This window comes from Lactobacillus sp. UMNPBX1 (assembly GCF_002554085.1).
Classification (GTDB): domain Bacteria; phylum Bacillota; class Bacilli; order Lactobacillales; family Lactobacillaceae; genus Lactobacillus; species Lactobacillus crispatus.
Genome location: NZ_PCZI01000001.1, coordinates 73,887 through 97,495, shown reverse-complemented (window position 1 = coordinate 97,495; position 23,609 = coordinate 73,887). Strand labels below are relative to the sequence as shown.

20 protein-coding genes and 5 tRNA genes are annotated in these 23,609 nt (G+C 37.9%); 3 read left to right on the top strand and 22 right to left on the bottom strand.

All coding sequences use genetic code 11. The annotated features are described in order from the left end of the window. Position 1 precedes the first annotated feature (1 nt). From CP352_RS00500 to CP352_RS00465, 8 genes are all read right to left on the bottom strand, one after another. Positions 2 to 1,468 (bottom strand): MFS transporter, encoded by a 1,467-nt coding sequence (locus CP352_RS00500; protein WP_087235687.1) that lies wholly within the window; start codon positions 1,466 to 1,468, stop codon positions 2 to 4. Between the two features lie 62 nt (positions 1,469 to 1,530). Beyond that, positions 1,531 to 1,603, bottom strand: a tRNA-Val gene (locus CP352_RS00495). 4 nt (positions 1,604 to 1,607) lie between these two features. After that, a tRNA-His gene (locus CP352_RS00490) sits at positions 1,608 to 1,683 on the bottom strand. Positions 1,684 to 1,689: 6 nt separating this feature from the next. Continuing rightward, positions 1,690 to 1,763: transfer RNA gene (locus tag CP352_RS00485), tRNA-Asp, on the bottom strand. A gap of 7 nt (positions 1,764 to 1,770) precedes the next feature. Then, positions 1,771 to 1,857 (bottom strand) — tRNA-Ser (locus CP352_RS00480). Positions 1,858 to 1,947: 90 nt separating this feature from the next. After that, positions 1,948 to 2,448: a GNAT family N-acetyltransferase gene (locus CP352_RS00475; RefSeq protein WP_005720949.1), complete on the bottom strand. Its 501-nt coding sequence runs from the start codon at positions 2,446 to 2,448 to the stop codon at positions 1,948 to 1,950. Between the two features lie 2 nt (positions 2,449 to 2,450). After that, positions 2,451 to 3,800, bottom strand: coding sequence for a 23S rRNA (uracil(1939)-C(5))-methyltransferase RlmD (rlmD, locus tag CP352_RS00470; RefSeq protein WP_089150007.1), 1,350 nt, complete (start codon positions 3,798 to 3,800; stop codon positions 2,451 to 2,453). Positions 3,801 to 3,883: 83 nt separating this feature from the next. Next, a complete protein-coding gene (locus CP352_RS00465; protein ID WP_005725245.1) occupies positions 3,884 to 4,918 on the bottom strand; it encodes a serine hydrolase in 1,035 nt (344 codons plus the stop codon). A gap of 400 nt (positions 4,919 to 5,318) precedes the next feature. On the opposite strand from CP352_RS00465, the gene nhaC reads away from it, so the two are divergent. Next, positions 5,319 to 6,692, top strand: a complete 1,374-nt coding sequence (gene nhaC / locus CP352_RS00460; RefSeq protein WP_005725243.1) for a Na+/H+ antiporter NhaC — start codon at positions 5,319 to 5,321, stop codon at positions 6,690 to 6,692. Between the two features lie 84 nt (positions 6,693 to 6,776). After that, a complete protein-coding gene (locus tag CP352_RS00455; RefSeq protein WP_233186892.1) occupies positions 6,777 to 7,661 on the top strand; it encodes a hypothetical protein in 885 nt (294 codons plus the stop codon). Between the two features lie 113 nt (positions 7,662 to 7,774). Here CP352_RS00455 and CP352_RS00450 read toward each other — a convergent pair whose 3' ends face one another. Next, positions 7,775 to 8,122, bottom strand: coding sequence for a hypothetical protein (locus tag CP352_RS00450; protein WP_023488306.1), 348 nt, complete (start codon positions 8,120 to 8,122; stop codon positions 7,775 to 7,777). Positions 8,123 to 8,283: 161 nt separating this feature from the next. Here CP352_RS00450 and CP352_RS00445 point away from each other — a divergent pair, with 161 nt between their 5' ends. Continuing rightward, positions 8,284 to 8,994, top strand: a complete 711-nt coding sequence (locus CP352_RS00445; protein ID WP_023488305.1) for a Bax inhibitor-1/YccA family protein — start codon at positions 8,284 to 8,286, stop codon at positions 8,992 to 8,994. Positions 8,995 to 9,029: 35 nt separating this feature from the next. On the opposite strand, the gene CP352_RS00440 is transcribed toward CP352_RS00445, so the two are convergent. The 13 genes from CP352_RS00440 to CP352_RS00375 all read right to left on the bottom strand — a co-directional run bounded on the left by CP352_RS00440 (position 9,030) and on the right by CP352_RS00375 (position 23,608). After that, on the bottom strand, positions 9,030 to 9,695 hold the full coding sequence (locus CP352_RS00440) for a TetR/AcrR family transcriptional regulator (RefSeq protein ID WP_089150539.1): 666 nt from the start codon (positions 9,693 to 9,695) through the stop codon (positions 9,030 to 9,032). A 696-nt stretch (positions 9,696 to 10,391) separates the two neighbouring features. After that, positions 10,392 to 11,312, bottom strand: coding sequence for a diacylglycerol kinase family lipid kinase (locus CP352_RS00430; RefSeq protein ID WP_005724311.1), 921 nt, complete (start codon positions 11,310 to 11,312; stop codon positions 10,392 to 10,394). Positions 11,313 to 11,336: 24 nt separating this feature from the next. Then, on the bottom strand, positions 11,337 to 12,767 hold the full coding sequence (gatB, locus tag CP352_RS00425) for an Asp-tRNA(Asn)/Glu-tRNA(Gln) amidotransferase subunit GatB (RefSeq protein ID WP_089145647.1): 1,431 nt from the start codon (positions 12,765 to 12,767) through the stop codon (positions 11,337 to 11,339). 4 nt (positions 12,768 to 12,771) lie between these two features. After that, entirely contained in the window at positions 12,772 to 14,211 is a 1,440-nt protein-coding gene (gene gatA, locus CP352_RS00420) for an Asp-tRNA(Asn)/Glu-tRNA(Gln) amidotransferase subunit GatA (protein WP_005720936.1), read from the bottom strand. Beyond that, positions 14,211 to 14,519, bottom strand: a complete 309-nt coding sequence (gene gatC / locus CP352_RS00415; protein WP_005720935.1) for an Asp-tRNA(Asn)/Glu-tRNA(Gln) amidotransferase subunit GatC — start codon at positions 14,517 to 14,519, stop codon at positions 14,211 to 14,213. Before gatC ends, gatA begins: the two co-directional genes overlap by 1 nt. 11 nt (positions 14,520 to 14,530) lie before the next feature. Continuing rightward, the gene (locus CP352_RS00410) at positions 14,531 to 15,679 is read right to left on the bottom strand and encodes a CamS family sex pheromone protein (protein WP_089143568.1); all 1,149 of its coding nucleotides are present in this window, start codon (positions 15,677 to 15,679) and stop codon (positions 14,531 to 14,533) included. A 12-nt stretch (positions 15,680 to 15,691) separates the two neighbouring features. Continuing rightward, entirely contained in the window at positions 15,692 to 17,698 is a 2,007-nt protein-coding gene (ligA, locus tag CP352_RS00405) for an NAD-dependent DNA ligase LigA (RefSeq protein WP_065989443.1), read from the bottom strand. 34 nt (positions 17,699 to 17,732) lie between these two features. Then, positions 17,733 to 19,979: a DNA helicase PcrA gene (gene pcrA / locus CP352_RS00400; protein ID WP_061204500.1), complete on the bottom strand. Its 2,247-nt coding sequence runs from the start codon at positions 19,977 to 19,979 to the stop codon at positions 17,733 to 17,735. Between the two features lie 85 nt (positions 19,980 to 20,064). Then, on the bottom strand, positions 20,065 to 20,712 hold the full coding sequence (locus CP352_RS00395) for a glycoside hydrolase family 73 protein (RefSeq protein WP_057726163.1): 648 nt from the start codon (positions 20,710 to 20,712) through the stop codon (positions 20,065 to 20,067). Between the two features lie 85 nt (positions 20,713 to 20,797). Next, positions 20,798 to 20,882, bottom strand: a tRNA-Leu gene (locus CP352_RS00390). Between the two features lie 76 nt (positions 20,883 to 20,958). Further along, positions 20,959 to 21,417 carry a SprT family protein gene (locus CP352_RS00385; RefSeq protein ID WP_089143569.1) on the bottom strand — a complete coding sequence of 153 codons (459 nt, stop codon included), beginning with the start codon at positions 21,415 to 21,417 and terminating at the stop codon, positions 20,959 to 20,961. Positions 21,418 to 21,476: 59 nt separating this feature from the next. Beyond that, a complete protein-coding gene (locus CP352_RS00380) occupies positions 21,477 to 22,175 on the bottom strand; it encodes a glycosyltransferase family 32 protein (RefSeq protein ID WP_089143570.1) in 699 nt (232 codons plus the stop codon). A gap of 2 nt (positions 22,176 to 22,177) precedes the next feature. Further along, a complete protein-coding gene (locus CP352_RS00375) occupies positions 22,178 to 23,608 on the bottom strand; it encodes an oligosaccharide flippase family protein (protein ID WP_089143571.1) in 1,431 nt (476 codons plus the stop codon). Position 23,609: the final 1 nt, after the last annotated feature.

Sequence of the window (23,609 nt, the reverse complement as noted above, 5' to 3'; positions counted from 1 at the left end):
ATTATTGCAATTTCTTGCGCTTTTTACCAAAGTTAAAGTAGAAATTCAGCACAAAGGCAATGATTAACAAAATTAACGATACCAACATAATTTCTTTGATTCCGGCATGGAAAATAGTTCTCATAGTTGGTACTAAATTCTGCGGCAATAATTTTGCACTTTTGGCGTCACTCAATTTATTCATCATGGCCATCGTAATACCTTTATGCGTATGAACTCCACTTGCTAAGTTCAAGTTCATAATTACGCCGTACACAGCTGCCATCACAGTTTGTGCCAAAATTCTAATCAAATATGACGTTGAAGTAGCTGTAGCCATATTCTTTAATCCAGCATCTAGCTGCACTTTTAACTGCATAGCAACGAAGATAAAGCCAACACCAATTCCTGAAAACGCACCAATAAACGTCAATATCTGTACTGGCGTATGAATATCAGCCAAAAACAAACCGACGGACGAAATCATCATCGCAATGATTCCAATTAAAGCCAATTTAAATGTTGTCATATGTTCTTGAATAGCCGCTACGCTTTGGGAAGCAATGATTTCTACGATTGAGTTAGGAATCAGAGTCATCCCACCTAAAAGTGCAGATAAACCGAGTAATGCTTGAGCCCACATCGGCATATAAGTATTAACAGCAATAAATGCACCCCAAGTGAAGGCAAATAAAAGAAAATCACCGTCTAAATCTTTATTTTTAAATAAAGATACCGGAATGATTGGATTAGCCGCATGATTCTCACGAATAAAGAAGAGAACAATAAACACTAGACTAACAATAATCAAGCTAATGACAATCCAGTTAGCTGTTAACCCAACTAGTTGAACGCCCATTAAGAATAAAAGCAATCCAATAACTAATAATCCAGCACCAGGAATATCGAAGACTGGTGTTTTTTCTGGTGTAACAGGCTTGTAGTAAACAAGACAGATGATTAATGCTATCAAACCAATTGGAATATTAATATAGAAAACCCAGTGCCATGAAAAGGCATCGATTAACCAACCACCAACCAATGGTCCTAAAATAGCAGCTCCATTCCAGCTTGCTGTTAAGTAGCCTAATACCTTAGTTCTGGTTTTAATATTTTTAAAAACATAACCGGCAATGATATAAGGAAGAGACCCCATACCACCAGCACCGATCCCCATGATGAATCTAGAGCATAAGAAAAAGATGATATTAGGTGCCATACCTTGTAAAGCAGAACCTAAAACAAACAAAATCAGTGAAATTTCAAAGGCCTTTTTATTAGTGATTTTCTCGCCTATCTTAGTCCAAATCGGAATTGAAATAGACATCCCTAATAAGAAAATAGCAACAATCCATCCCATAAACTGAATTCCATGCAAAGCTGCAACAATCGCTGGAATTGCGGTATTAATAATCGTCCCATCAAGTCCTGACATCACATTACCTAACATCAAGGCAATGGTGACCATCGTAATTTGTTTTTTATTCATTCAAATTTCCCCTTTAAAAAACAAAAACTCCTATTATCAGCGATAATAAGAGTAAAAAAATATGGAGGATACAGGGCTCGAACCTGTGACCTCCTGCTTGTAAGGCAGATGCTCTCCCAGCTGAGCTAATCCTCCATTATGGGGCGGAATGTGGGAATCGAACCCACGCATGCTGGATCCACAAACCAGTGTGTTAACCCCTTCACCAATTCCGCCATCAACGGTCCATATGGGATTTGAACCCATGATCTCCTCCGTGACAGGGAGGCGAGATAAACCACTGCTCCAATGGACCAAACTAGAGGAGGATGTGGGATTTGAACCCACGCGCGGCATAACCGCCTAACGGTTTTCAAAACCGTCCCCTTAAGCCACTTGGGTAATCCTCCATAGCCGAACAGATACTAGTATACCAAAGTGAGAAGATAACGCAAGACCTTTTTTAAAAAAAAGCAAAAAAATAAAGCCTTTCGGCTTCATTAACTATGTAAATTTTTCTGGAACAGCAAATACTTATATTCTTTGCCAGCAATTTCAATAAAACGTTGGGTAGCAATATTACGCCAGCCAAAGTGCTTAAAGAATTCTTGTGCATCTTTATCTTCAGCCAGACACCACAAGTAAATCTTGCCATAGCCCATCTTCTTCAGTTCATTTTCTGCGGCATTTAGCAAGGTCTTACCTACATTGTAGCCTTGAAAATCAGGTTTAACATATAATGCCATCAACTCACCGCAGCCAAGCATTCTAGTGTCACGTGGACGACCATAGCTAACGGCTGCTTGAACCTCGTTATTATCGTCTTTAAAAACTAAATTATGACGACCACTCTCATTGAGTCGTTTTACCCAAGCAGTAGCCGGAATATTATCCAAAAATACATCTGGTAGCACGCCTTTATACGTCTCTTGCCAAGTTGTTTGGAAAAGCTTACTTGTTTGTTTTGCTTCGTCTTCACTAATTAATGGTTTAATAATCATATTTACTTCTTCTTTGTCAAAACAGTCACAGCCTCTACATGTGGCGTTTGTGGGAACATATCAACAGGATCGATTCGCTTAAATTCATAACCTTGTTCTTGGAACAAAAGCAAGTCGCGAATCATTGTTGCAGGATTGCACGAAATATAAACGACCTTCTTAGGTCCAGTCTTAACTGTCGCATTAATAAATTCAGGTGTCAACCCTTTTCTCGGTGGATCAACAAAAACCACATCGGTCTTCATACCCTTTTTAGCCCAACGCGGCATTATTTCTTCAGCCTTGCCTAAGTAATACTTTGCGTTTTCAATACCATTTAGCGCGGCATTGTCCTTGGCATCCTTGATCGCATCCCGGACAACTTCGATTCCACGCACGGCCTTCACATGCTTAGCTACACTCAAACCAATCGTTCCAATTCCCGAATATGCATCAATTACTACATCATCCGAACCTAAATCTGCTTGCTTAATCGCTAAATCATACAAGCGCGGTGTTTGCAGCGAATTAATCTGGAAGAAACTTTGAGGTGAGATTCTAAACTTTAAATCACCAATTTGATCAGTAATCTGGTCATTACCGAAAACTAGGTAATCCTTTTTACCCAAAATCACATTGGTCTTCTTAGGATTATAGTTCAAGACTAAACCTGAAACCTTAGGAATCTGGCTAATCTCAGCTGCAACACCCATCATTTGTGGGAAATCCTTAACCCGGCTGACCAAAATAACCATTATCTCGCCATTAGCCTTACTACGACGCACATCAAGATAGCGTATAATTCCCGTATTGTTTACCTCGTCATAAGGCGCAATCTTGTACTTGCGCAACACATCACGTACTGCAACCAATACACGATCAATTTCCGGATCAGTGGTAAAGAAATTTGTCAAAGGCACTAAATCATGTGAATGTCGTCTAAAAAAGCCAATCTCAAGCTGTCCATTATATTCTCGCACAGGAACTTGGGCCTTGTTGCGATACCCTGTTTGCTCAGGACTAGGCAAAGTTTGTCCTACTTCAATCTCATCTAAATGTGCCTTCTTAAGTAAGTTAACAACTTGATTACGCTTGAATTCAAGTTGCTTATCATACTTGATATGAGCTAAAGAAGCGAGTCCCGTTTGAACCCATTGATTCAACTTGATCTTAACTCGATCAGGACTTTCTTTTTTTATTTCTTCAATTTTAGCAAAAGCAAAGTTCTTCTTAACCTTTAAAATCTTTGCACTAACCACTTCACCTGGAAGTGCATTAGTAACAAATACGGTCATTCCCTCGTAATGGGCCACACCCATTGCTTCATACGAAAGATCGGTAATTTCTAAATCTATAATTTGATTCTTTTTCATACTCACTCAACCTTAAAAAAATAGCTCTCTATTATTATAATACTTGACCAATCTTTGTGCTTCAAAAAATAATCGACTGCTTTTTAGAACCAACTATCACCCATATACGCATGCAAAATGTGGTTAGCCGCTACTTTCAACCTCAAATAATTAATATTATTAGAAAATAGCATAATCATACGCTTGGTCTTGTAATTCGCAACAAAGCAGCAATTATAACCAGGGATACTGCCATTAGCGCGAATGATGTCACCATTAAAATACACTCCACCAAAATAAGCTACCGTCTGATGCTGGGCTTGGTGGTAATACTCGTTTACCATTTTAGGATTTTTCAGCACATCGTTATATACAAACTTCCAATAATCAATTGGTGACATGAATAAGTTCCCTGCTCCAAAGTCCGACGACGTCGTCACTGTCACTTGGTGCCAGTCAACATTTTTACTCATTGGCTGAGGGATCTCGTTTTGGTTAACCTCAGAAAAATCCTTAACTTTCTGGAGCTTAAGTGGCTTAGCAAAATCGGTCTGAATATAAGCATTATAACTTAAATTAGTCTGCTTGCTAATAATAGCTGCTAGCAATTCATAATCAACATCTTGGTAATCCCAAGTATGAAGATGATCATTCTCCATGTGATTAAGCATATAAGCTATTTGCTCTTTCTGATTTTTAAGCGGAGAAGATGGTCGAGCATTGTTAACCAAGCCACTAGTATGATTCATCAGCTCACGAATTGTAATATCTTTACTACCTGAAACTTGAGGATAATAGTTAGATAAAGAGGTATTCCAACCTAATAACTTTTCTTGTTGCAGCTGATAAATTGCAGTTCCTGTCATAATTTTTTGTAGCGAAGCAATCGGAAACAATTGATTAGCGTTAACTATTTGGCTTGAATCAGTGGTCTCCTTATTTTGGACAACAATCGGTTGCCCCTTTTTATCATTAATTAACATTACACCGTTGATATGATGAAACTTCATATAATCATGCAGCTGTTCTTTCTGATTCTTAATGCCATTATCCAGCTTATCCCCTGGCTGCACAATGAATAAAAATATTGCAAAGGCACAAAGTGCCAAAAAGATGGATAAAGCTCGTTTTTTATGCATAAAGATTCCTCTTAATTACTATCCCAAGCAATGTAATAACTATATTTCTTCAATTGTAAATCTAGTATCTAGGAAGACTCAACTATTTGGTTAATTTTTGCATCTAAAAATATTTTACTTAAATCTATTGACATACTTTTTTAATCTTGCTATCATATTGCTCAACAAGAAACGAAAAGTAGCAACTTTGCTCAGCGTTCAGAGAACTGGTGGTAGCTGCAAACCAGACAGGCAAAGTTTGACGAAATACGTCGTTATAATGTTGTTCGGAAAAATTCAGAACCGTTACCATCTGATAGAGATTCAAGTTCTTATGCTTGAAAGAGTGGGTGGTACCACGGCTATTGTCGTCCCGTTGACTAATAAGTCAACGGGATTTTTTATTTGGAGGAATATAAAAATGAAGAAAAAGAAAGTTTCCTTTACTGAATCAATTATTATCTTAATTGCACTCCTCACTATTCTGGGATTGGCAGTTATCAAGCTTGCCCTTTCTCCAGAAGTGCCAGTTTTATTCATTGTCCTTTTACTTACCTTTTGGGCTAGACTGCGTGGCTTTTCCTGGCAAGATGTTCAAGATGGCATCAAAGAAGGAATTAGTGTAGCCATTATTCCGATTTTTATCTTTATTTTAATCGGCGCTTTGATCGGGATCTGGATTAAAGCGGGAATCATCCCTTCCATCATGGTCCTGGGTTTCCACTTAATCAGTGGTAGTTTCTTCGTTCCATCTGTTTTTATTGTTTGTTCAATTATTGGGATGGCAATCGGTAGTGGTTTTACCACAATCTCAACTGTTGGGATTGCGCTTTTTGGGATCGGAACTAGTATGAACCTTAATCCTGCCTTAGTTGCTGGGGCAATTATCTCTGGAGCTGTTTTTGGCGATAAGATGTCTCCTTTATCCGATTCAACCAACCTTTCTTCAGCAGTTGCCGAAAGTGAATTATTCGCCCACATTAAAAATATGATGTGGTCAACCATTCCTGCTTTTGTAGTTTCATTAATTTTATTCTGGATCTTAGGCAACAGTGGCAACATGGATCCAACTAAGATTGAACGTACTTCACATATTTTACAAACTAACTTCAGTATCAGCTGGTGGGCAATTGTCCCAATTATCTTGATGATCTTTTGTGCTTGGCGCAAAATTTCCGCAATCCCTACGCTCTTTTTAAACATTGCGATTACTGTAATCATGATTTTTATTCAAAGTCCCCACGAATCTATTCAATCGCTTAACAATTTAGTTATGAACGGCTTTGTGGCTAAAACTAGTGATGCTTCTGTTAATGCCTTATTAACCCGTGGTGGTATTTCCAACATGATGGCTACAGTAGCTTTGATCATTTCTACCTTATCTTTGGGTGGGATGCTCATGAAGTTCAACATTGTTCAAAGTGCAATGGAACCACTCGTTAAACATTTAACCAAGCCTGGTCGTTTAATTACGGTCACCATTTTATCTGGTATCTGTATCAACCTTTTTGTTGGTGAACAATACCTATCAGTTATCTTACCTGGTCGTGCATTTAAGCCGGCTTTTGATAAAATTAAGCTTTCACCATTAGCCCTTAGCCGCGTACTTGAAGACGGCGGTAGCGTAATTAACTACTTAATTCCCTGGGGTGTTGCCGGTTCATTCGCCGCTTCAACTTTAGGTGTGCCAGTTTTACATTTCTTACCATTCGTCTTCTTCAGTCTTCTTTCACCAATCTTCTCTATTTTGAGCGGAATCACCGGAATCGGCTTGAAGTGGGCTAAAGAAAAGTAGAAAATAATCATATCAGTAAAAAAGTTCCTAAGACCATCGTCTTTAGGAACTTTTTTACGCAATCTACTAGCTAACGGTTGTGTCATGTTGCAACCAATTATTACTCTTTTCTTGACATTACCATTCGATCATTCACAGCAGCTCTTTTTGGTATCACTTTATAACCTCGTCAAATTCACTTCACCAGCCTTCATTTTTGGGATTGTCTTTACCGTAATTAGGAAAAATGACCAGCAGGCAAAATTACCTTTAAAATCATATTTTTCCGACCAGTGGGATAATAACTTCTTTCCTACTTTTGCTTGGACTTTATTTTATCTCATTGCTATGCCTAATCTGCAGCAACACGGGCATTTTCACAATATTGCCACATTCATCCGGCAATTCTTCAGTGATAATGCCACACCTCATCTTTGGTACAGCGTCATGATGCTGCAATTTTTGCTTATCATGCCTGGAATCAAATCAGTCTGTAACTGGGTCAAGCATTCTTATTGCCGCCTAGCAGTTGCAGTTATTAGTTCTGGTATTATTTACTTTACTTGGTTAAGCTTTTATGATCACTTTGTTTTAAGTGGCCCTGAAGCAACTCATTGGTATTTATTAGATCGTATCTTCATCAGCTTTCTAATTTTTGGGCTCTACGGTGGTTTAAGCTGGAACTTTCATCATGAAATTCAGACTTTTCTATTTAAATATTGGTGGCTAATTGTTGGGATTTATCTTTTAACTTACTTTTGGACCAGAGACTTATTTTTAGCCACTTCCAAATTAACAGATCTAACCAACGACAGTTATTACCTACCTTCAATGGCAATTTATGCTTTAGCTGTTATCTTCTTGATTTACCTAATCTGTATTGCACAAAAAGTCTTTATGGCTAAAATCAATTCATTTTCTAGCTTTTTATGCTTATCGAGCATTTTTAGCCAATGTTTTTTGGGATCGGATCTTTTGGCAATATTTTAATTTTAAACAGCTAGCTTTACAAAATATTTATCTAGCTGTCTTACTACTCTGGATTTGCACATGGTGTGCTTCATATTTATCTGTTTATGTAATTCACCAACTTTGGCTTAAAATTAGTGATTCTGTCGATTCATCCTAATTTGCGCACGTCGATATTCCTGACTGTCACGCGTAGGTTGAGCAATTATGTCTGTAACTATTATTTCATGATCATTTCGTTCAAAGACAATTGCCTGATCTAATTCCGCATTTACTTTTTTATTGATAGTGGAATTTTGATTAAATTTCAAATCATCAAGCTCCCGATCAATAAATGTTTTTTGCGAGCTGGTTAGCTGATGATATTTATCTGCAGCAGCTTTAGTAAACGACAGAATCATTTTACGATTAAACTCACCTATTTTATCCGGATGCTCACTTCTTTGACCGCGCACATCATCATCAATATATCTTTTTTTCATCAAAAATCACTTCCTCTATTTTTACTATACAGGAGATCATTTCTATTAGATGTTTTTCTGCTTGGTTTAGTTTTTTCATAAGAAAAACTTACTATTTATCATTTATGTCCTAAATACGGTAAAATAGATAGGACAATTAAATAAAAGGAGTGTAGTAATCTATGGATAACTTTTCTAATACTCCAGGACGGCGTCAAGTCCAAGATATTTCTGCGGTTAACAGTTTCTTAACTAAGATGTACAGTCTAATGATTTTAGCTGTTTTAGTTTCTGCCGCAACTGCTTTCTTGACGACAACTGTATTTGCTTCAGCAATTGCTAACATGTCACAAGCCGTTTACTGGATCATTATTTTTGTTCCAATTGTTTTATGTATGACTATCAGCTTTAAGGCAGCTAAGAATCCGACACTAGGTTTAGTCCTTTTGTTAATTCTTTCAGCAGTCTATGGCTTTGAATTTGCCTTTATTGCAGGTGCCTTCACCACTGCCTCAATTGCGGGTGCCTTTTTATCTGCAGCTGGGGTATTTGCAGCAATGGCAGTTTTTGGTACTGTAACTAAGCGCGATTTAAGTAATTGGGGTTCATATCTTGGTGCTGCTTTAATTGGTTTCTTAGTTGCATGGCTAGTAAACGCCTTCTTTATCAGAAGTGGTGCTGCCACCTTTATATTCTCTTGCATTGGTGTATTACTTTTCACTGGCTTAACAGCTTATGATGCACATAATGCTAAGAAAATTTATATGACTTACGGTGGTCAAGTTTCAGACACCGGTTTAGCTGTAATGGGTGCATTAAATATGTACCTTGATTTCATCAACATTTTTATGTTCTTGCTTCAAATTTTTGGCATGGGCGGAAATCGCGATTAATCTATAATTATAAAAATAGCGTTGATTGGCTTACACTAATCAACGCTATTTTTATTTGATGATTTCTTATCCTTTTTAAGAAAACTAGTCAGTTCATCTAGCGGCGTCTTATGCAAAAATGCCATAATATTTTCTCTCATATCATAAGGTGAAAGACGATCACTGTAGTTTAATAAAACCCGAACTAAATCAATCATACTATTAATAAATACTTGAACATCAATAAGCATTGCTATTCTTTCTTTACCGGTCAATTTAATCCCTTGGCTATCATCCATACTATTAATTCTCTCAAAAAACTCATCACAACTCGTATCAAAAATCAAATTATAAAAACGAATATCACCATTATCTGAAAGTAGCAATTGAATTTCACGTTTATGATCAAAACAATAAGAAATAGTATTTTTGGTTGCTGATAATACTGCTTTTAATTGATCTTGTGTAGGAAGAGTCATATCAATATTAGCTAGAGATTCGCGATCACGTCTAATACTATCTTTATATCCTTCAATAAAATCATTTTCAACGTCTGCCACTAAGCTATTAATGTCTGCATAATATTGATAAAAAGTTCTGGTACTTACACCTGATACTTCAATAATGTCTTTGACTTTTAACTCATAAACACTTTTTTCTTCTAAGCATGTTAGCAGAGCTTCTACTAAGCGATTCTTAGTATCAGTTACTCTAATATCCAAATAGCACCCAATCCTTTCATCTCATTATTCAAACATAACATCCGGTGAAAATAACATTTTACTATCGTCCAAATCTTTTTTACTTTTTCAACCTAACTGTAATTTCATTGTTTTAAGCAAGATGCATTCATAAAATAGTAATTGAAAAATGTAATTAGTAGGTGATATAAGATGTTTAATCAAAATAAAATTATTATTTTTAATAATAGAAAAAATAATTGCTCTAAGAACTATACTTTACCTATGCATGATCAAAAACTGCTAAAGCAATTTCAATCAAGTCTCTAGATGACATAACATATTATCCTTTTCATCCTCTTAGACATATAAATAAGACTTTTGTTAGATTCATCAGTACTTCAGGCAAGCCTTTATTCAACGATTTTGTCTATCATTTGCAAACTCGTGAATTAATTTTGAATGACTTAATCTTAATTAGTTATAAGTACCTGGTCAGGAATAAAGCTAATATTGCTTACTCTGATCTAAGAAAGAATTGGGTAAATGTATTTTCTGTACCAACGATATTAAGTTCAACAAGGAAGCTTTATTAAACAAAATAGATGAAGCTAACAAGATGTAATTATTCCTTTAACTTCCACATCTTATTAACCAAAAATAAAAAGAGTTCAAGTTTAGATTGCTTGAACTCTTTTCGTTTCTTTTGCTTCAATTTATTATTGTCTTTTAGTTAGCTTAGCCACCAACATAAAATTCAATATGCTGTTGCAAATTGTTAAATTCAACTGGACAATAACCACCGATCTCACCATCAAGATTAACTGGTAAGTCTTGCCCTTCACTTTTACCAATCAACTCGGCCTTCAGGCTACGTGTCTTGGTATAAATGATATTGGGATCATCAACATGTTTACCATTCAAAGCCAATGCCATCAACTTCATCATGCTAACAGGGTCAGAAGGCTTGACCACGATCAATTGGAATAATCCATCACTAAGCTGTGCATCAGGCATAACTTGCTCAAAACCACCAATTGAATTGGTCATTCCCAATAGGAACATTGATAACTTACCTTCATAAACACCGTCATCATAAGTCAGCCGCATCTCATTTTCAGTCAAGTGTGGCAACATTTCTGCCCCCTTGATTAAGTATGCGGCATAACCCAAAGCTGACTTAACCTCAGATGGTACGCCATATGTTAACTCAGTTAAAGAACCGCTGGCAGCAATATTAACGAAATATTGAATTTGGTCACCAAAAACAGCTTTACCGATATCCATTTTACGAGTTTTATTCTTTAAGATTACTTTAGCAGCATCTGGAATATTATCACGTGGAATGGCTAATGCACGAGCATAATCATTAGTAGTCCCAGCAGGAATAATTGCCATTTTAGGCCTGTTTTCTAAAAAGGCAATCCCGTTAACTACTTCATTGATTGTACCGTCCCCACCAGCTGCTACGATTAAATCAAAGCCTTCCTTAGCAGCACGAGTAGCTTCATTGCGAGCACTATTTTCTTCAGGTGTAGTTCTAAAAGCACTAGCTTCGTAGCCTGCTTGTTCTAATACATCTAAAATATCGGCCACATTCTTTGGCATCTGTTCGTGACCTGATACAGGATTATAAATTAATCTTGCTTTTCTAGTCATAATTACTACCTAACGTTCTAAAAATTAACGACTTTGCAATTCTTGGTTAAGTAACTTGTTAACCATCTTAGGGTTAGCCTTACCACGAGTTTGCTTCATGATTTGACCAACTAAGAAGCCGATTGCACGATCCTTACCATTCTTAAAGTCTTCAACAGATTGAGGGTTATCATCAACAACCTTCTTAACCATTGGAGCTAAAACAGAAGTATCTGACAATTGAACCATACCATTATCTTCAACATACTTCTTAGGATCAGTACCATTTTCAATAGTTTCGGCAAAGACCTTCTTAGCGATCTTAGATGAAATAGTACCATCTTTGATCAACTTGATCATTTCTGCTAAGTGTTCTGGAGTAAGCTTAATGTCATTCAAACTTACACGGTGATCGTTCAAGTAACCATTTACTTGAGTGTTCATCCAGTTAGCAGCAAGAGTTGGATCAGCACCAGCTTCGACTGCTGCGTCAAAGAAGTCTGAGCTTTCCTTAGTTTGAAGCAAAACATTTGCATCGTATGGCTTCAAACCGTACTTGTTTACATAATCATCGTAACGATCAAATGGGCTTTTTGGAAGTTCCTTAGCAATTTGATCGATCCATTCTTGGCTAATATGGTCAGGAGCAATATCTGGTTCTGGGAAGTAACGGTAATCCGATGCGCCTTCCTTAACACGTTCCAAAACAGTCTTACCAGTTGCTTCGTCAAAACGACGAGTTGAAAGTTGAATATGACCACCAGCTAATAGAACTTGTTCTTGACGCTTTTCTTCATATGCAAGTGAACGACGTACGTGATCGAATGAGTTCAAGTTCTTCATTTCGACCTTAGTACCAAGTTCCTTTTGACCTGCTGGACGGATGGAAATGTTAGTATCAACACGCATTGAACCTTCTTCCATCTTAACGTCTGAAGCACCAGTAAACTGAACAATCTTACGTAACTTTTCAAGGTAAGCGTAAGCTTCTTCTGGATCTTCCATATCTGGTTCAGAAACAACTTCAAGAAGTGGCACACCCTGACGGTTTAAGTCAACGTATGAATAACCGTTAGTTCCGTGAGTGTTCTTACCGGCATCTTCTTCAATGTGCATTTCGTGAATACCGATTCTCTTCTTCTTACCACGAACTTCAACTTCGATGTAACCATCACGAGCAAGTGGTTGGAAGAACTGAGTAATCTGGTAAGCCTTTGGGTTATCAGGGTAGAAATAGTTCTTACGATCAAAATGAGTAGTTGGCAAAATGTGAGCGTGGGTTGCGATGGCAACCATAATACCTAAACGGTAAACGTTCTTGTTAACCATTGGCAAGGTACCAGGCATAGCCCAGTCAATTACATTAGTCTCCGTGTTTTGTTCAGCACCATATGTTACTGGTGAAGGAGAGAAAATCTTACTCTTTGTCTTTAATTCGAAGTGGACTTCAAGTCCGATAGTCGATTTAAAATTCATTCAATTAGTCCTCCATTCCAGTTGGTGTTTTTTCATAAAACTTGTTAGTGCGTTCGATAAAGTCAGCAGTCTTGAAGACATTACCTTCATCAAAACGCTTAGCCATAACTTGTAAACCGACAGGCATCCCATCAACTAAACCAGCTGGAACACTAGCTGCAGGAATACCTGCTAAGTTGGCAGAAATAGTTAAAATATCATTGTTGTACATCTTAATTGGGTCTGAAACTTCTTCGCCAATACCAAATGCTGGCTCAGTAGTAGTTGGTCCAACAATTACATCATTTTCTGCAAAGATCTTGTCAAAGTCATCACAGATCAAGGTTCTAACCTTAGCAGCTTGTCTAAAGAAACGGTCATATGAACCAGCTGAAAGGGCAAATGAACCAAGCATAATTCTACGCTTAACTTCAGCACCAAAGCCTTCAGAACGTGATTTAACGTAAACATCAAGTAAGTTCTTAGTGTCCTTAGCACGGTAGCCGTAACGAATACCATCGTATCTTTGCAAGTTTGAAGAAGCTTCACTTGAAGCAATGATGTAGTAGTCAGGAACAACGTATTTAGTATGTGGCAATGAAACCTCATTGATCACTGCACCAGCATCCTTCAAAGCATCGATTTGCTTTTGAATAACTTCACGCATCTTACCGTCAACTGCTTCCATGTATTCCTTAGGAACAGCTACGCGAAGGCCCTTAACATCTTGACCGATAAACTTGGTAAAGTCAGGTACTTCACGGGTTGAAACAGTTGAGTCATGCTCATCTGCACCAGCAATTACGTTTAATACTTCAGCTGAATCCTTAACGCGCTTAGTCATTACACCAATTTGATCAAGTGAAGAACCAAATGCGATAAGACCCCAACGTGATACACGACCGTAAGTTGGCTTAATACCAAAAATACCGTTAAATGCGGCTGGTTGACGAATTGAACCACCAGTATCTGAACCAAGTGCTGCTACAACTTGACCACTAGCAACTGCAGCTGCTGAACCACCAGATGAACCACCAGGAACTTTATCTAAATTCCATGGGTTGTGAGTAGCACCATAATATGAGTGTTCAGTTGATGAACCCATGGCAAATTCATCCATGTTGGTCTTACCTACAAAGGTTACGCCAGCCTTCTTAAGCTTAGAAATAACTGTTGCATCATACATTGGCATGTAGTTGTACAAAATGTGACTAGCAGCAGTTGTCTTAATCCCGTTAGTGATGATGTTATCCTTAATTGCGATTGGAATACCTGCTAACTTACTCTTGGAGTAGTCAAGGTTATCTGCAGGCTTAGCATCATCTAAAACAGTGATCCAAGCATTTAACTTCTTATCTGTATCCTTAATGTTTGCCACAGTGTCTTTAGCTAACTTATCTGCTGACAAGTCACCGCTGGCAAGCTTTTTGTTTAATGAATCAATATTTTCGTTTAAGTAATTCATTACTCGTCCTCATCCTTATTAATAATTACAGGAACCTTAATGTAGCCGTTTGCCTTTTCAGGAACGTTAGCCATCAATGTTTCTCTGTCTTGTCCTTGCCAGTGTTCAGGTTTATCTTCTCTGAAGACAGTATCACGATCAACAACTTGAACTGTTTCATCAACACCCTCAGTATCAACTTCACTAAGTTGATCAGCCATATTGATAATTGATCCCATTTGATCAGTAAATTTATCTAATTCTTCTTCATTAAACGCAAGTCGCGAAAGAGTCGCAACGTGTTTAATGGTATCTTTTGTGATTTCCACGCAAATACCTCCTATTCGCCGCCATAAACATGGACTTGATAATCACTATCACCGGTTTCTTTTGCAACTAAAGCTTGTACATCATCTACTGAACCAATTTTGATTTCAATTGGGATATTGCCAGACAAGTACTTTTTAGCTGACGACAAAACCAAACGGGTAAAACTTTGAATTTGTTCATAGCCATAAAATTGCGTTGTTACGGAAATGTTTTCTTGTGAAAGCTTACCGTTTGTATAACGCAAAGTTGCCGTTACCCCACTAATATTAGGGAAGTAGTTTTGAATAGCCGTCTTGAAATCATTGAAGTGCGATGCATCATCACTGTTAATTGCTTTTTCACTACCAGTTGTCGGTAAAACTTGCATTTTTTCCGACATGGATTTCCATTTAGATATTTTACTACTATTAGCGGCCGCTGTCCCGTAAGCGAAGTAAGTTCCACCAACTAATGAATCTTTTCCAGTCTTGGAGAATAAACCAATCGTAATCGGAATATTCTTTAAAGCTTTCTTCTTACGCAAGCGAGCAACAATTTCATTAGCTATTTTTTCACCTTGAGCTTTTTGCTCAGCACGTGAAATAGTAGTTTGAAATTCTGCACCGTTACGCTTTTTCTGATAATAATCAACCGAATTCATTGCTAAGCCCAAGCTTATACCACCTAAATTATACTTGGAACCAGATCCAGTCAAATAATCTTGTTCGATAATTTCTTCCAAATAAATTGGATTACGCGTATCGGTTCCGGTCTTACCATTATTTACTGGGTTTAAACCATCAGGATTTGATTTGGATTTACGCATTAACCAATCAGTTACAGTTGAGGTATCCAAATATTGTCCTTCTTGGAAGACGTATTGATTAGGCGAAAATTGATTCTTAGAAATTTGAATCAGCCCTCGCTCTAATTCACGCGTATCAACAGAATTATCATTATCAGTAGCTGTTAATCCTGCAATCGGACTAATATTATAGCGACCATTTTTCATTAAAACGGTATAGCCATTCGTTCCCGTGTTAGTAGTTTGATAGCTTTTTTTCTTAGTGGTTGAAGTGGTTGTCGCATTATTTGCTAAACTAGAATCCTTCAACTTACCACAACCACTTAGAGTAAGCGCGATTCCAGCTAAAGCCATTACTTGCAAATATTTTTTCACAATAATTGTCCTTTATTCAATTTGTGCAATTGCTTCTTCTTCAGTCAAAAGTGGTACGCCTAAAGTCTGCGCTTTAGTATACTTAGAACCAGCATCTTTGCCATAAATCACGTAATCGGTCTTATGCGAAACTGAACCCGTAACTTTGGCACCTAAAGCTTGTAATTTTTTCGTAAACTCACTTCTAGTATAATGCTCTAATTTACCTGTTAGCACTACAGTCTTATCCTTAAATGGATTATCTTCAATTTCTGCAGGCTCATCTGCACCTAGGTAATCCATATTCAGGCCGCTCTCACGCAGCTCATCAATTACCTTCTGTGCTTCTGGTTGAGCAAAATATGTTGTCATTGATTCCGCGATCGTCATGCCTATTGTATCGATAGAAGCTATTTCTTGCACGTCTAGAGACATAATCTTTGCCAGATTTTTAAACTTTTGAGCAATTAAGCGTGCTGCTTTGGCCCCAACATGGTCAATTCCCAATCCAGTAATCAATAATTCAACTGAGTTTTGCTTTGAATTGTCTAAGGCAGTTAACAAATTATTGATCGATTTTTCCTTAAAATGATCGAGTTGTGCTAAATCATCTGCAGTTAAGTGATAAAGATCAGCCACATTATGCACTAAATCTTTAGCAATCAATTGTTTAACGATCTTTGGCCCCAAACCGGCAATGTTCATAGCTGGTCGAGAAGCAAAGTGCGTAATGCCCTCCTCAACTTGAGCTGGACAAGATGGATTGATGCAGCGCAAAGCTACTTCATCTTCTAGGTGAACTAATTTTTGCCCACAGGATGGACAAGTCGTTGGAATCTGATAAGCTACAGAATCTGCCGGTCTTTTAGCCATGACGACTTCAGAGATTTCTGGAATAATATCGCCTGCTTTATGCAGTTTAACGGTATCACCAATCCTGATGCCTTTTTCATTCAAATAATCTGGGTTGTGCAATGAAGCCCTAGCTACAGTTGTACCAGCTAGTTGCACCGGATCCATGACCGCAGTTGGAGTAACTACTCCGGTACGGCCGACAGTCCAAACGATATCCCGCACTACAGTTTCTTGTTCTTCAGGTGGAAATTTATAAGCAATTTCCCAGCGAGGCACCTTAACAGTGTTGCCGAGCTCTTGTTCAATTCCTAGATCATCAATTTTTAACACAATGCCATCAATACCATATGTTAGGCTGTTTCGTTTAGCTGTGTATTCATCGATAAAGGCAAAAACTTCATCTAATGTTTTTAACTTACGACCGGTTTCATTGGTATGAAAGCCTAAATCATGCATTTTTTGAATTGCTTGGTGCTGACTAGTAATTTCTTCAGGCGGATTAACCCAAGTATAAATAAAGGTACTAAGTTGACGCTTCTTGGTAACTTTAGGATCAAGTTGACGCAAAGAACCCGCTGCAGCATTACGTGGATTAGCAAAAACTGCTAGACCTTGCTCTTCTCTTTCTGCATTCAACTTGGCAAAGGCTTCCTTGCCCATGTAACATTCACCGCGCACTTCAGTTGTTAACGGTTCAGACAAAGTCTGTGGAATATCACTAATATACTTAGCATTAGCTGTTACATCTTCACCAACATAACCGTTACCCCGCGTTGAGGCACGAACCAACTTACCATTTTCATATTCAAGCGATAGTGATAAGCCATCGATCTTTAATTCCACGTTATATTCAACTGGATGACCAACTAATTTTTGCATCCGTTGATCAAAATCCTTCAGTTCAGCTTTGGAAAAGACGTCCCCCATTGACAGCATTGGAATCGGGTGCTCTACCTTGGTAAAATCACTATCAATCTGTCCCCCAACTCTTTGGGTAATGGAGTCGGGTGTCACAATCTCTGGAAATTCTTTTTCTAATTCAAGCAAGCGGTTGTAGCTTTGGTCGTAAACATTGTCTTCAACCTCAGGCGCGTCCTTAGAGTAATAGGCCTCAGCCCATTCATTAAGCTGTTTTCTAAGTGAAGCCGCTTCTTTTTTAGCTTCATCAAGAGTAATTTCTGCCATTTTTCCCTCCTGATCCAAATCAATCTTTCTTTAATTATACCTTCTTAATTGGCGCAAAGGCAGCCAAAAGCCGTTTGATTCCTTTACCAGGGAAAGCAATATCCAGCTCCATATCTTCACCAGTGCCATTAACTTTAGTTACAACACCATGTCCCCAAGCTTTATGCTCGACTTGGTCGCCTACATTCCAGCCCTTCTTTTCAGCACCGACAGCGCCTGAAGCTTTCTTAGCAGTATAAACTTCAGCGCGAGCTCGTTCGGCTTTGCGAGCAAATGGTGCCGTCTGTTTCTCAAAGCTAGATTGGATAAAGCTGCTTTGTAATTTTTCATTTTCTTCTTTGTGCAGATCCTGTTCATCAATTTCGTCCAAGAATCTTGAAGGCGGATTATTTTGCATTCTGCCATACATCATCCGTGAGTAAGCATTAGTTAAAAACAGTTCTTGCTTAGCCCGAGTAATTCCCACGTAAGCTAGGCGCCGCTCTTCTTCTAATTCATTGTCATCCATCATTGCACGTTGCAACGGGAAAAGCCCATCTTCCATGCCAATTAAGAAAACCACTGGGAATTCTAGTCCCTTAGCTGCATGTAAAGTCATTAAAGCTACTTGATTGTCATCTTCATCAAGATCATCTTGATCGCTAAGTAGAGATACTTCAGCCAAGAAGTCGCTTAATGGATTAGACTCATCTTCTTCGGGCTCATAATGATCATCAAAACGCTTAGTAACTGACAAGAATTCATCCAAGTTTTCTAAACGCGTTTCTGATTCAATTGTATTTTCAGCTCGCAAGGCATCGGTATAATCAAAATCAGTTAAGATTTTTTCAGTTAAACCAGTTACTGTACCATTTTGAGCATAAGTAATTGCATCACGTAATTTAGTACCAAAATCGCTTAATTTCTTGGCTGCTCTAGTATTAATTGAACTTTCAGCCACATGTCCCATCGCATCTAAAATGTTGTAGTGATTTTCATCCGCAAATGTTATCAACTTATCCACAGTAGCGGCACCGATTCCCCGCTTTGGAGTATTAATAATTCGGTTCATACTCATCGTATCAGCTGGATTAGCAACTAACTTCAAGTAAGCCATCACATCTTTAATTTCTTTGCGGTCATAGAATTTATGTCCACCAACGATTTGATAAGGAATATTGCTTTTAACGAAAGCTTCTTCGACTGTTCTAGACTGAGCATTAGTCCGATAAAGAATTGCGAAATCTTTATAAGCCCGTTTTTTATCTTTAACTTCTTCTTGGATCTTTGAAATGATGTAGTGAGCTTCATCATCACCGCTTTGGGCTTGATAGTAGGTTACCTTTTGCCCATCACCTTGATCAGTCCACAAGTTCTTAGCCTTCCGGTTCTGATTATTTTTGATGACCGAGTTAGCTGCGGACAAAATGTGACCAGTAGACCGGTAATTTTGTTCTAGCTTCACAGTCTTAACATCATATTTCTTGTAATCCTGCTCAAAATTCATGATGTTTTCCATATTAGCACCGCGCCAGCCATAGATTGACTGATCGGCATCCCCAACTACACAAATATTCTTGTATTGTGCAGCCAAAGCATGACAGAGTTCATATTGAGCCTGGTTAGTATCCTGATACTCGTCAACTAAAAGATAACGGAACTTGTTTTGATAATAGTGCAAAACTTCGCTATCTTTTTTAAACAAAACTAGGGTCTGCATAATCAAATCATCAAAGTCCATAATTTGATCACGGCGCAATCTACGTTGATATTCTTCATACACCTTAGCCGCCATCTTCTCAAATGGTGACGATGCACTCTGCATAAAAGCTTCAGGATCCAGCAAGTCATTCTTGCCATTAGAAATTGCGGCTAAAATACCGCGTGGATCATACATCTTAGGATTGATATTCAGGTCTTTTTCAATATGCTTAACCAAAGTTAATTGCTCGGCCGAATCAGCAATTGAAAAATTATGACCATAACCAATCTTATCTGCATCCCGACGCAAGATCCGCACACATAAAGCGTGGAAAGTCGACATCCAAATGTCGTTAGCTGCTGGCCCCAGCAACTTTTGCTCACGCTCACGCATTTCACTAGCCGCCTTATTGGTGAAGGTAATGGCTAAAATATTCCAAGGTGCAACATGATTTTCTTCAACTAAGTAGGCAATTCGTCTCGTTAAAACAGAAGTCTTACCTGAACCCGCACCAGCAACGACTAATAAAGGTCCTTCAGTGGTTTCTACCGCTTCTTTTTGTTGCGGATTTAGACCAGCTAAGATAGATTTTTCGCTCATTATTTTCCCCTTCACTAAAAATTATTTCATTAATGCAACTTGAATATTATACCAAAAAAGCAGCGACTAATTCGCTGCTTTAGATTTACTTATCATATTTTTCAAGATCAAACTGTTCAATCAAATTAATCAGCTTATCGGCATAGTCCGGATCAGTCGCATAGCCGTCGGTAACCAAAGCTTTAGCTTGTGTCTTATAATCTTTGGATGCTAGAACATGCTTATACTGATCGTGGTTCCACGTTGTCCCATTCTGGAATAATCTAGCGTGAGCCCGAATAGAAGCCTCATATGAGTCATATATTTGGAAACGCGCCTTCACGGTAACCCACTTATTCTTTACATATTCCTTAGTTGTCATCACTGCCGAAGTGTTCGGGTTGGATCCTTTAACACCAAAAAGATTGTTGTATTTTTGCGACAAATCACTTTGTCCATAATTACTTTCTAGGCAGGCTTGAGCAATCGTGATGCTTGGCAATAAGTCATACGACTTGTCCACTTCGCGCGCAATCGGACCAATTTTTTTGATAAAGTCTTTTTTCTGTTTTAATAGTTTTGCTGCTTCCTGTTCTTTTTGCAGCTGTGCTTGTCGAATCTGCTCTGATTGAATCGCGTAACGCCTATAATATCTAAAGCCGACAAAAGTAACCATCAGAATAAATAGAATTACGAATACACGCACAACGGTTTTGACACTTTTTGGTACTCTTGATTTACGTTTTCTTGCCATAGTTTTATTCCCTTTAATTACTAATTAAAGTATAACCGATTTTTGAGTAAAAAAAAGAAGTCGCTCACTGCGACTCCTCAATCAGTGCGGGCGAGAAGACTCGAACTTCCACGATCTAAAGCGATCACAAGATCCTTAGTCTTGCGCGTCTGCCATTCCGCCACGCCCGCGGCACATCAACTATAATAGCCTAAATACAGTTGAGATGCAAGAAAAAATATAAATTATTTTAAATTTCTGATCATTTTACGCAAAAGTTTGCGCTAAACGCAGGTGTCCCCTACATTTACCACAACGATACTTTTGTGTATTAATCCTGCGCATTCTTGGGTATCTCACCCCACAGTTTTCACAAAGATATAGGTAACGATATTTTTTCTTTTTACGTAAGCCAATATCAGGTGCATAACGACTGCCTCCAACTTTTTTCAGCAAGATTTTAAAATTGCGATCACGGTGTCGGTAACCCAAGCCCAATAAATGCAAATGATAGTGGGTTAATTCATGCTTAATGATTCCTACTAGATAATCATGATATTGTGGTACTAAAAAATGCGCGTTGATTTCAAGATGGTGATCATCCAAATGATAACGCCCACCTGTTGTGGTCATTCGCCGATTAATTTTTACACGGTGCTTAAAAGGGCGATCAAAATATTTTAACGAAATTTCTTCAACTAAATTTTGTAATTCATTCTCATTCATGGATAAAATTTTATTCCAAAAATAAAAATCAGCAAGAATTTAATCTCGCTGATTTTTTGCTACCTAAATATCTTGGCATACATCCCCGCCTGCTTAGGCGTACTAATGTGTCGTTTCAAGAAAGTTACTAAGTCATGTTTGAATGACTTTTTACCATCCATCCAGGTTCCAGTGAATAAGTGAATCGATTTGGAGTCCTTAGAAGGATTACACAGAACTCCATCTGAATAGACATGAATGCCATCTTTTAACACTTGCTCCTGATTACCTAGCTTTAAGCCATACTTATTTACCAGCATTTCAGTAACGGAAATACTATTTACTCCCGCCATCTGATTCTTAGTGTCATATTCAAAATCACGATCTTGATAATAATCCAAAATATCCTGCATAAATGGGTGGCCTTTTTCTGCACCAAAAATTGCAGCTGACAGATAATCATGGTTTTCAAAACCAATAAAGGCAGAATCATTCAAAAGACTATCTAACTTATCCACGACTCTAACATCAGTATCTAAATATATCCCACCTTGTTCATAAATAGCCCGTGCTCGAACATAGTCTGACACGAAGGCCCATTTTTTTGCAGCATAAGCTTGTTCAATATAACGGTTCTCATGCATATCAAAATTATCTTCATTCCACTCAATAATTTGATAATCAGGCAATTTTTTCTTCCAGGTTGCAATACATTCTTCAATTATCGGGGATTTAGAATTGTGTCCTACCCAAACATAATGAATTTTTTTAGGAATCATTTTTAACCTCGCTTCAAAAAGTTCTTAATTAGCTTCACAATATCATCATTAAAATTAAGCTTGAACAAGAACATCAATGTCAGATAAATAATTAACATGACAATTGATTTAAAAGCCATATTGAAAAAGGCAGACGGAATTATATTAGGCATAAACATTCCAATAGCCAAGGTTAGCACCGCAATTAACAAATACTTGGGCACGTCATGGAAAACATAACTAAATTCATAGCCATCACGTACAACCCAGAGCCGCAAAATTAAAACTACTGCTTCAGTAATTAATATTGCAATCATAGCCCCAACTGCGCCATATGGCCTATCTAAGAGATAACTCAAGGCAATTTCTAAAATTGCCCCAATAACTACTGGCACAGCATAATCCTTGTCTCGCTGGTTAGCCAAAGCAAATTGGTTAGCAAATACCCCGCCAGTCGGAATCATGATAATTGTTAAGGTAAACCAAAACATTAATGGAGTCATCGGAACGTATTTATTCCCAAAGAAAAATGGTACAAACTGTTTGGTATTTGCCATAATAATTACGGCGAACAAGGTACCCAGCATTACAGTAGCTTCCAGTGATTTTTTCATCACTATCTTTTGTGCCTTTTTTCCTTCGCTCGCCATCTTAGGCATAATGACTAGCGAAATACTGGTAATTACACCCAGAATCATATTTGAAATTCGTTGTGAATTGTCATAAAAAGAAACCTGAGTCGAATTAGAAAACCAACCCAAAATTGGTTTATCCAGCGAAGTATAAATTTGAGTCGCAATCTGTGGAATCATCAAAGTACCAATTGCAATTGCCGTCTGTTTAAATTTGTAAAAATGAGCAACGGGTTTTCCTACATAGCGCCGAATATCAAACCAAAAGACAAAGGAACCTAGCATTGTCGACACTGACATGATCAGTAAATATTTCCACAAGTCAGCAGGTGATTTTACCCATAATAAAATTAGAACCACACTAACTAACTTTACCACCGTGTTTTTCAAAACAACACGACCAAAGTCAGCTAGTCCTTGAAAGAACCATGAAATATCAACCTGTGCTGAGATCAAGTATGGCACCATCAACAAGATATAAAACCAATATTGAACGTGAAATACAGTCGCTACAAAAACCGTGACTAAAATGGTGATAATACCGGCGATTCCTTGGAAATACCATAACCCCCAGAAAGCATTGGTTAGCTCCTGCGGTGTACCATAAGTGCGCGTCCGTGAAATTGTTCGCATCCCTACATACGACACAGACAGAATACAAAAAATCATCAAGAATTGCACCGTATTGTTCACACTGCTATAAATCCCATAAGTCTTAGGACCTAAGACACGCGATAAATACGGTACAGTAATCAGTGGCACCAATACAATAAAAATCTGATAAACCGCATTATATAAGATGTTTAAAAATGTTTTACGCATT

Bases quoted from the DNA above. Each gene is read 5' to 3' on its own strand.
- CP352_RS00500 (WP_087235687.1), bottom strand. From the start codon at position 1,468: ATGAATAAAAAACAAATTACGATGGTCACCATTGCCTTGATGTTAGGT.
- CP352_RS00475 (WP_005720949.1), bottom strand. From the start codon at position 2,448: ATGATTATTAAACCATTAATTAGTGAAGACGAAGCAAAACAAACAAGT.
- rlmD (WP_089150007.1), bottom strand. From the start codon at position 3,800: ATGAAAAAGAATCAAATTATAGATTTAGAAATTACCGATCTTTCGTAT.
- CP352_RS00465 (WP_005725245.1), bottom strand. From the start codon at position 4,918: ATGCATAAAAAACGAGCTTTATCCATCTTTTTGGCACTTTGTGCCTTT.
- nhaC (WP_005725243.1), top strand. From the start codon at position 5,319: ATGAAGAAAAAGAAAGTTTCCTTTACTGAATCAATTATTATCTTAATT.
- CP352_RS00455 (WP_233186892.1), top strand. From the start codon at position 6,777: ATGTTGCAACCAATTATTACTCTTTTCTTGACATTACCATTCGATCAT.
- CP352_RS00450 (WP_023488306.1), bottom strand. From the start codon at position 8,122: ATGAAAAAAAGATATATTGATGATGATGTGCGCGGTCAAAGAAGTGAG.
- CP352_RS00445 (WP_023488305.1), top strand. From the start codon at position 8,284: ATGGATAACTTTTCTAATACTCCAGGACGGCGTCAAGTCCAAGATATT.
- CP352_RS00430 (WP_005724311.1), bottom strand. From the start codon at position 11,312: ATGACTAGAAAAGCAAGATTAATTTATAATCCTGTATCAGGTCACGAA.
- gatB (WP_089145647.1), bottom strand. From the start codon at position 12,767: ATGAATTTTAAATCGACTATCGGACTTGAAGTCCACTTCGAATTAAAG.
- gatA (WP_005720936.1), bottom strand. From the start codon at position 14,211: ATGAATTACTTAAACGAAAATATTGATTCATTAAACAAAAAGCTTGCC.
- ligA (WP_065989443.1), bottom strand. From the start codon at position 17,698: ATGGCAGAAATTACTCTTGATGAAGCTAAAAAAGAAGCGGCTTCACTT.
- pcrA (WP_061204500.1), bottom strand. From the start codon at position 19,979: ATGAGCGAAAAATCTATCTTAGCTGGTCTAAATCCGCAACAAAAAGAA.
- CP352_RS00395 (WP_057726163.1), bottom strand. From the start codon at position 20,712: ATGGCAAGAAAACGTAAATCAAGAGTACCAAAAAGTGTCAAAACCGTT.
- CP352_RS00385 (WP_089143569.1), bottom strand. From the start codon at position 21,417: ATGAATGAGAATGAATTACAAAATTTAGTTGAAGAAATTTCGTTAAAA.
- CP352_RS00380 (WP_089143570.1), bottom strand. From the start codon at position 22,175: ATGATTCCTAAAAAAATTCATTATGTTTGGGTAGGACACAATTCTAAA.
- CP352_RS00375 (WP_089143571.1), bottom strand. From the start codon at position 23,608: ATGCGTAAAACATTTTTAAACATCTTATATAATGCGGTTTATCAGATT.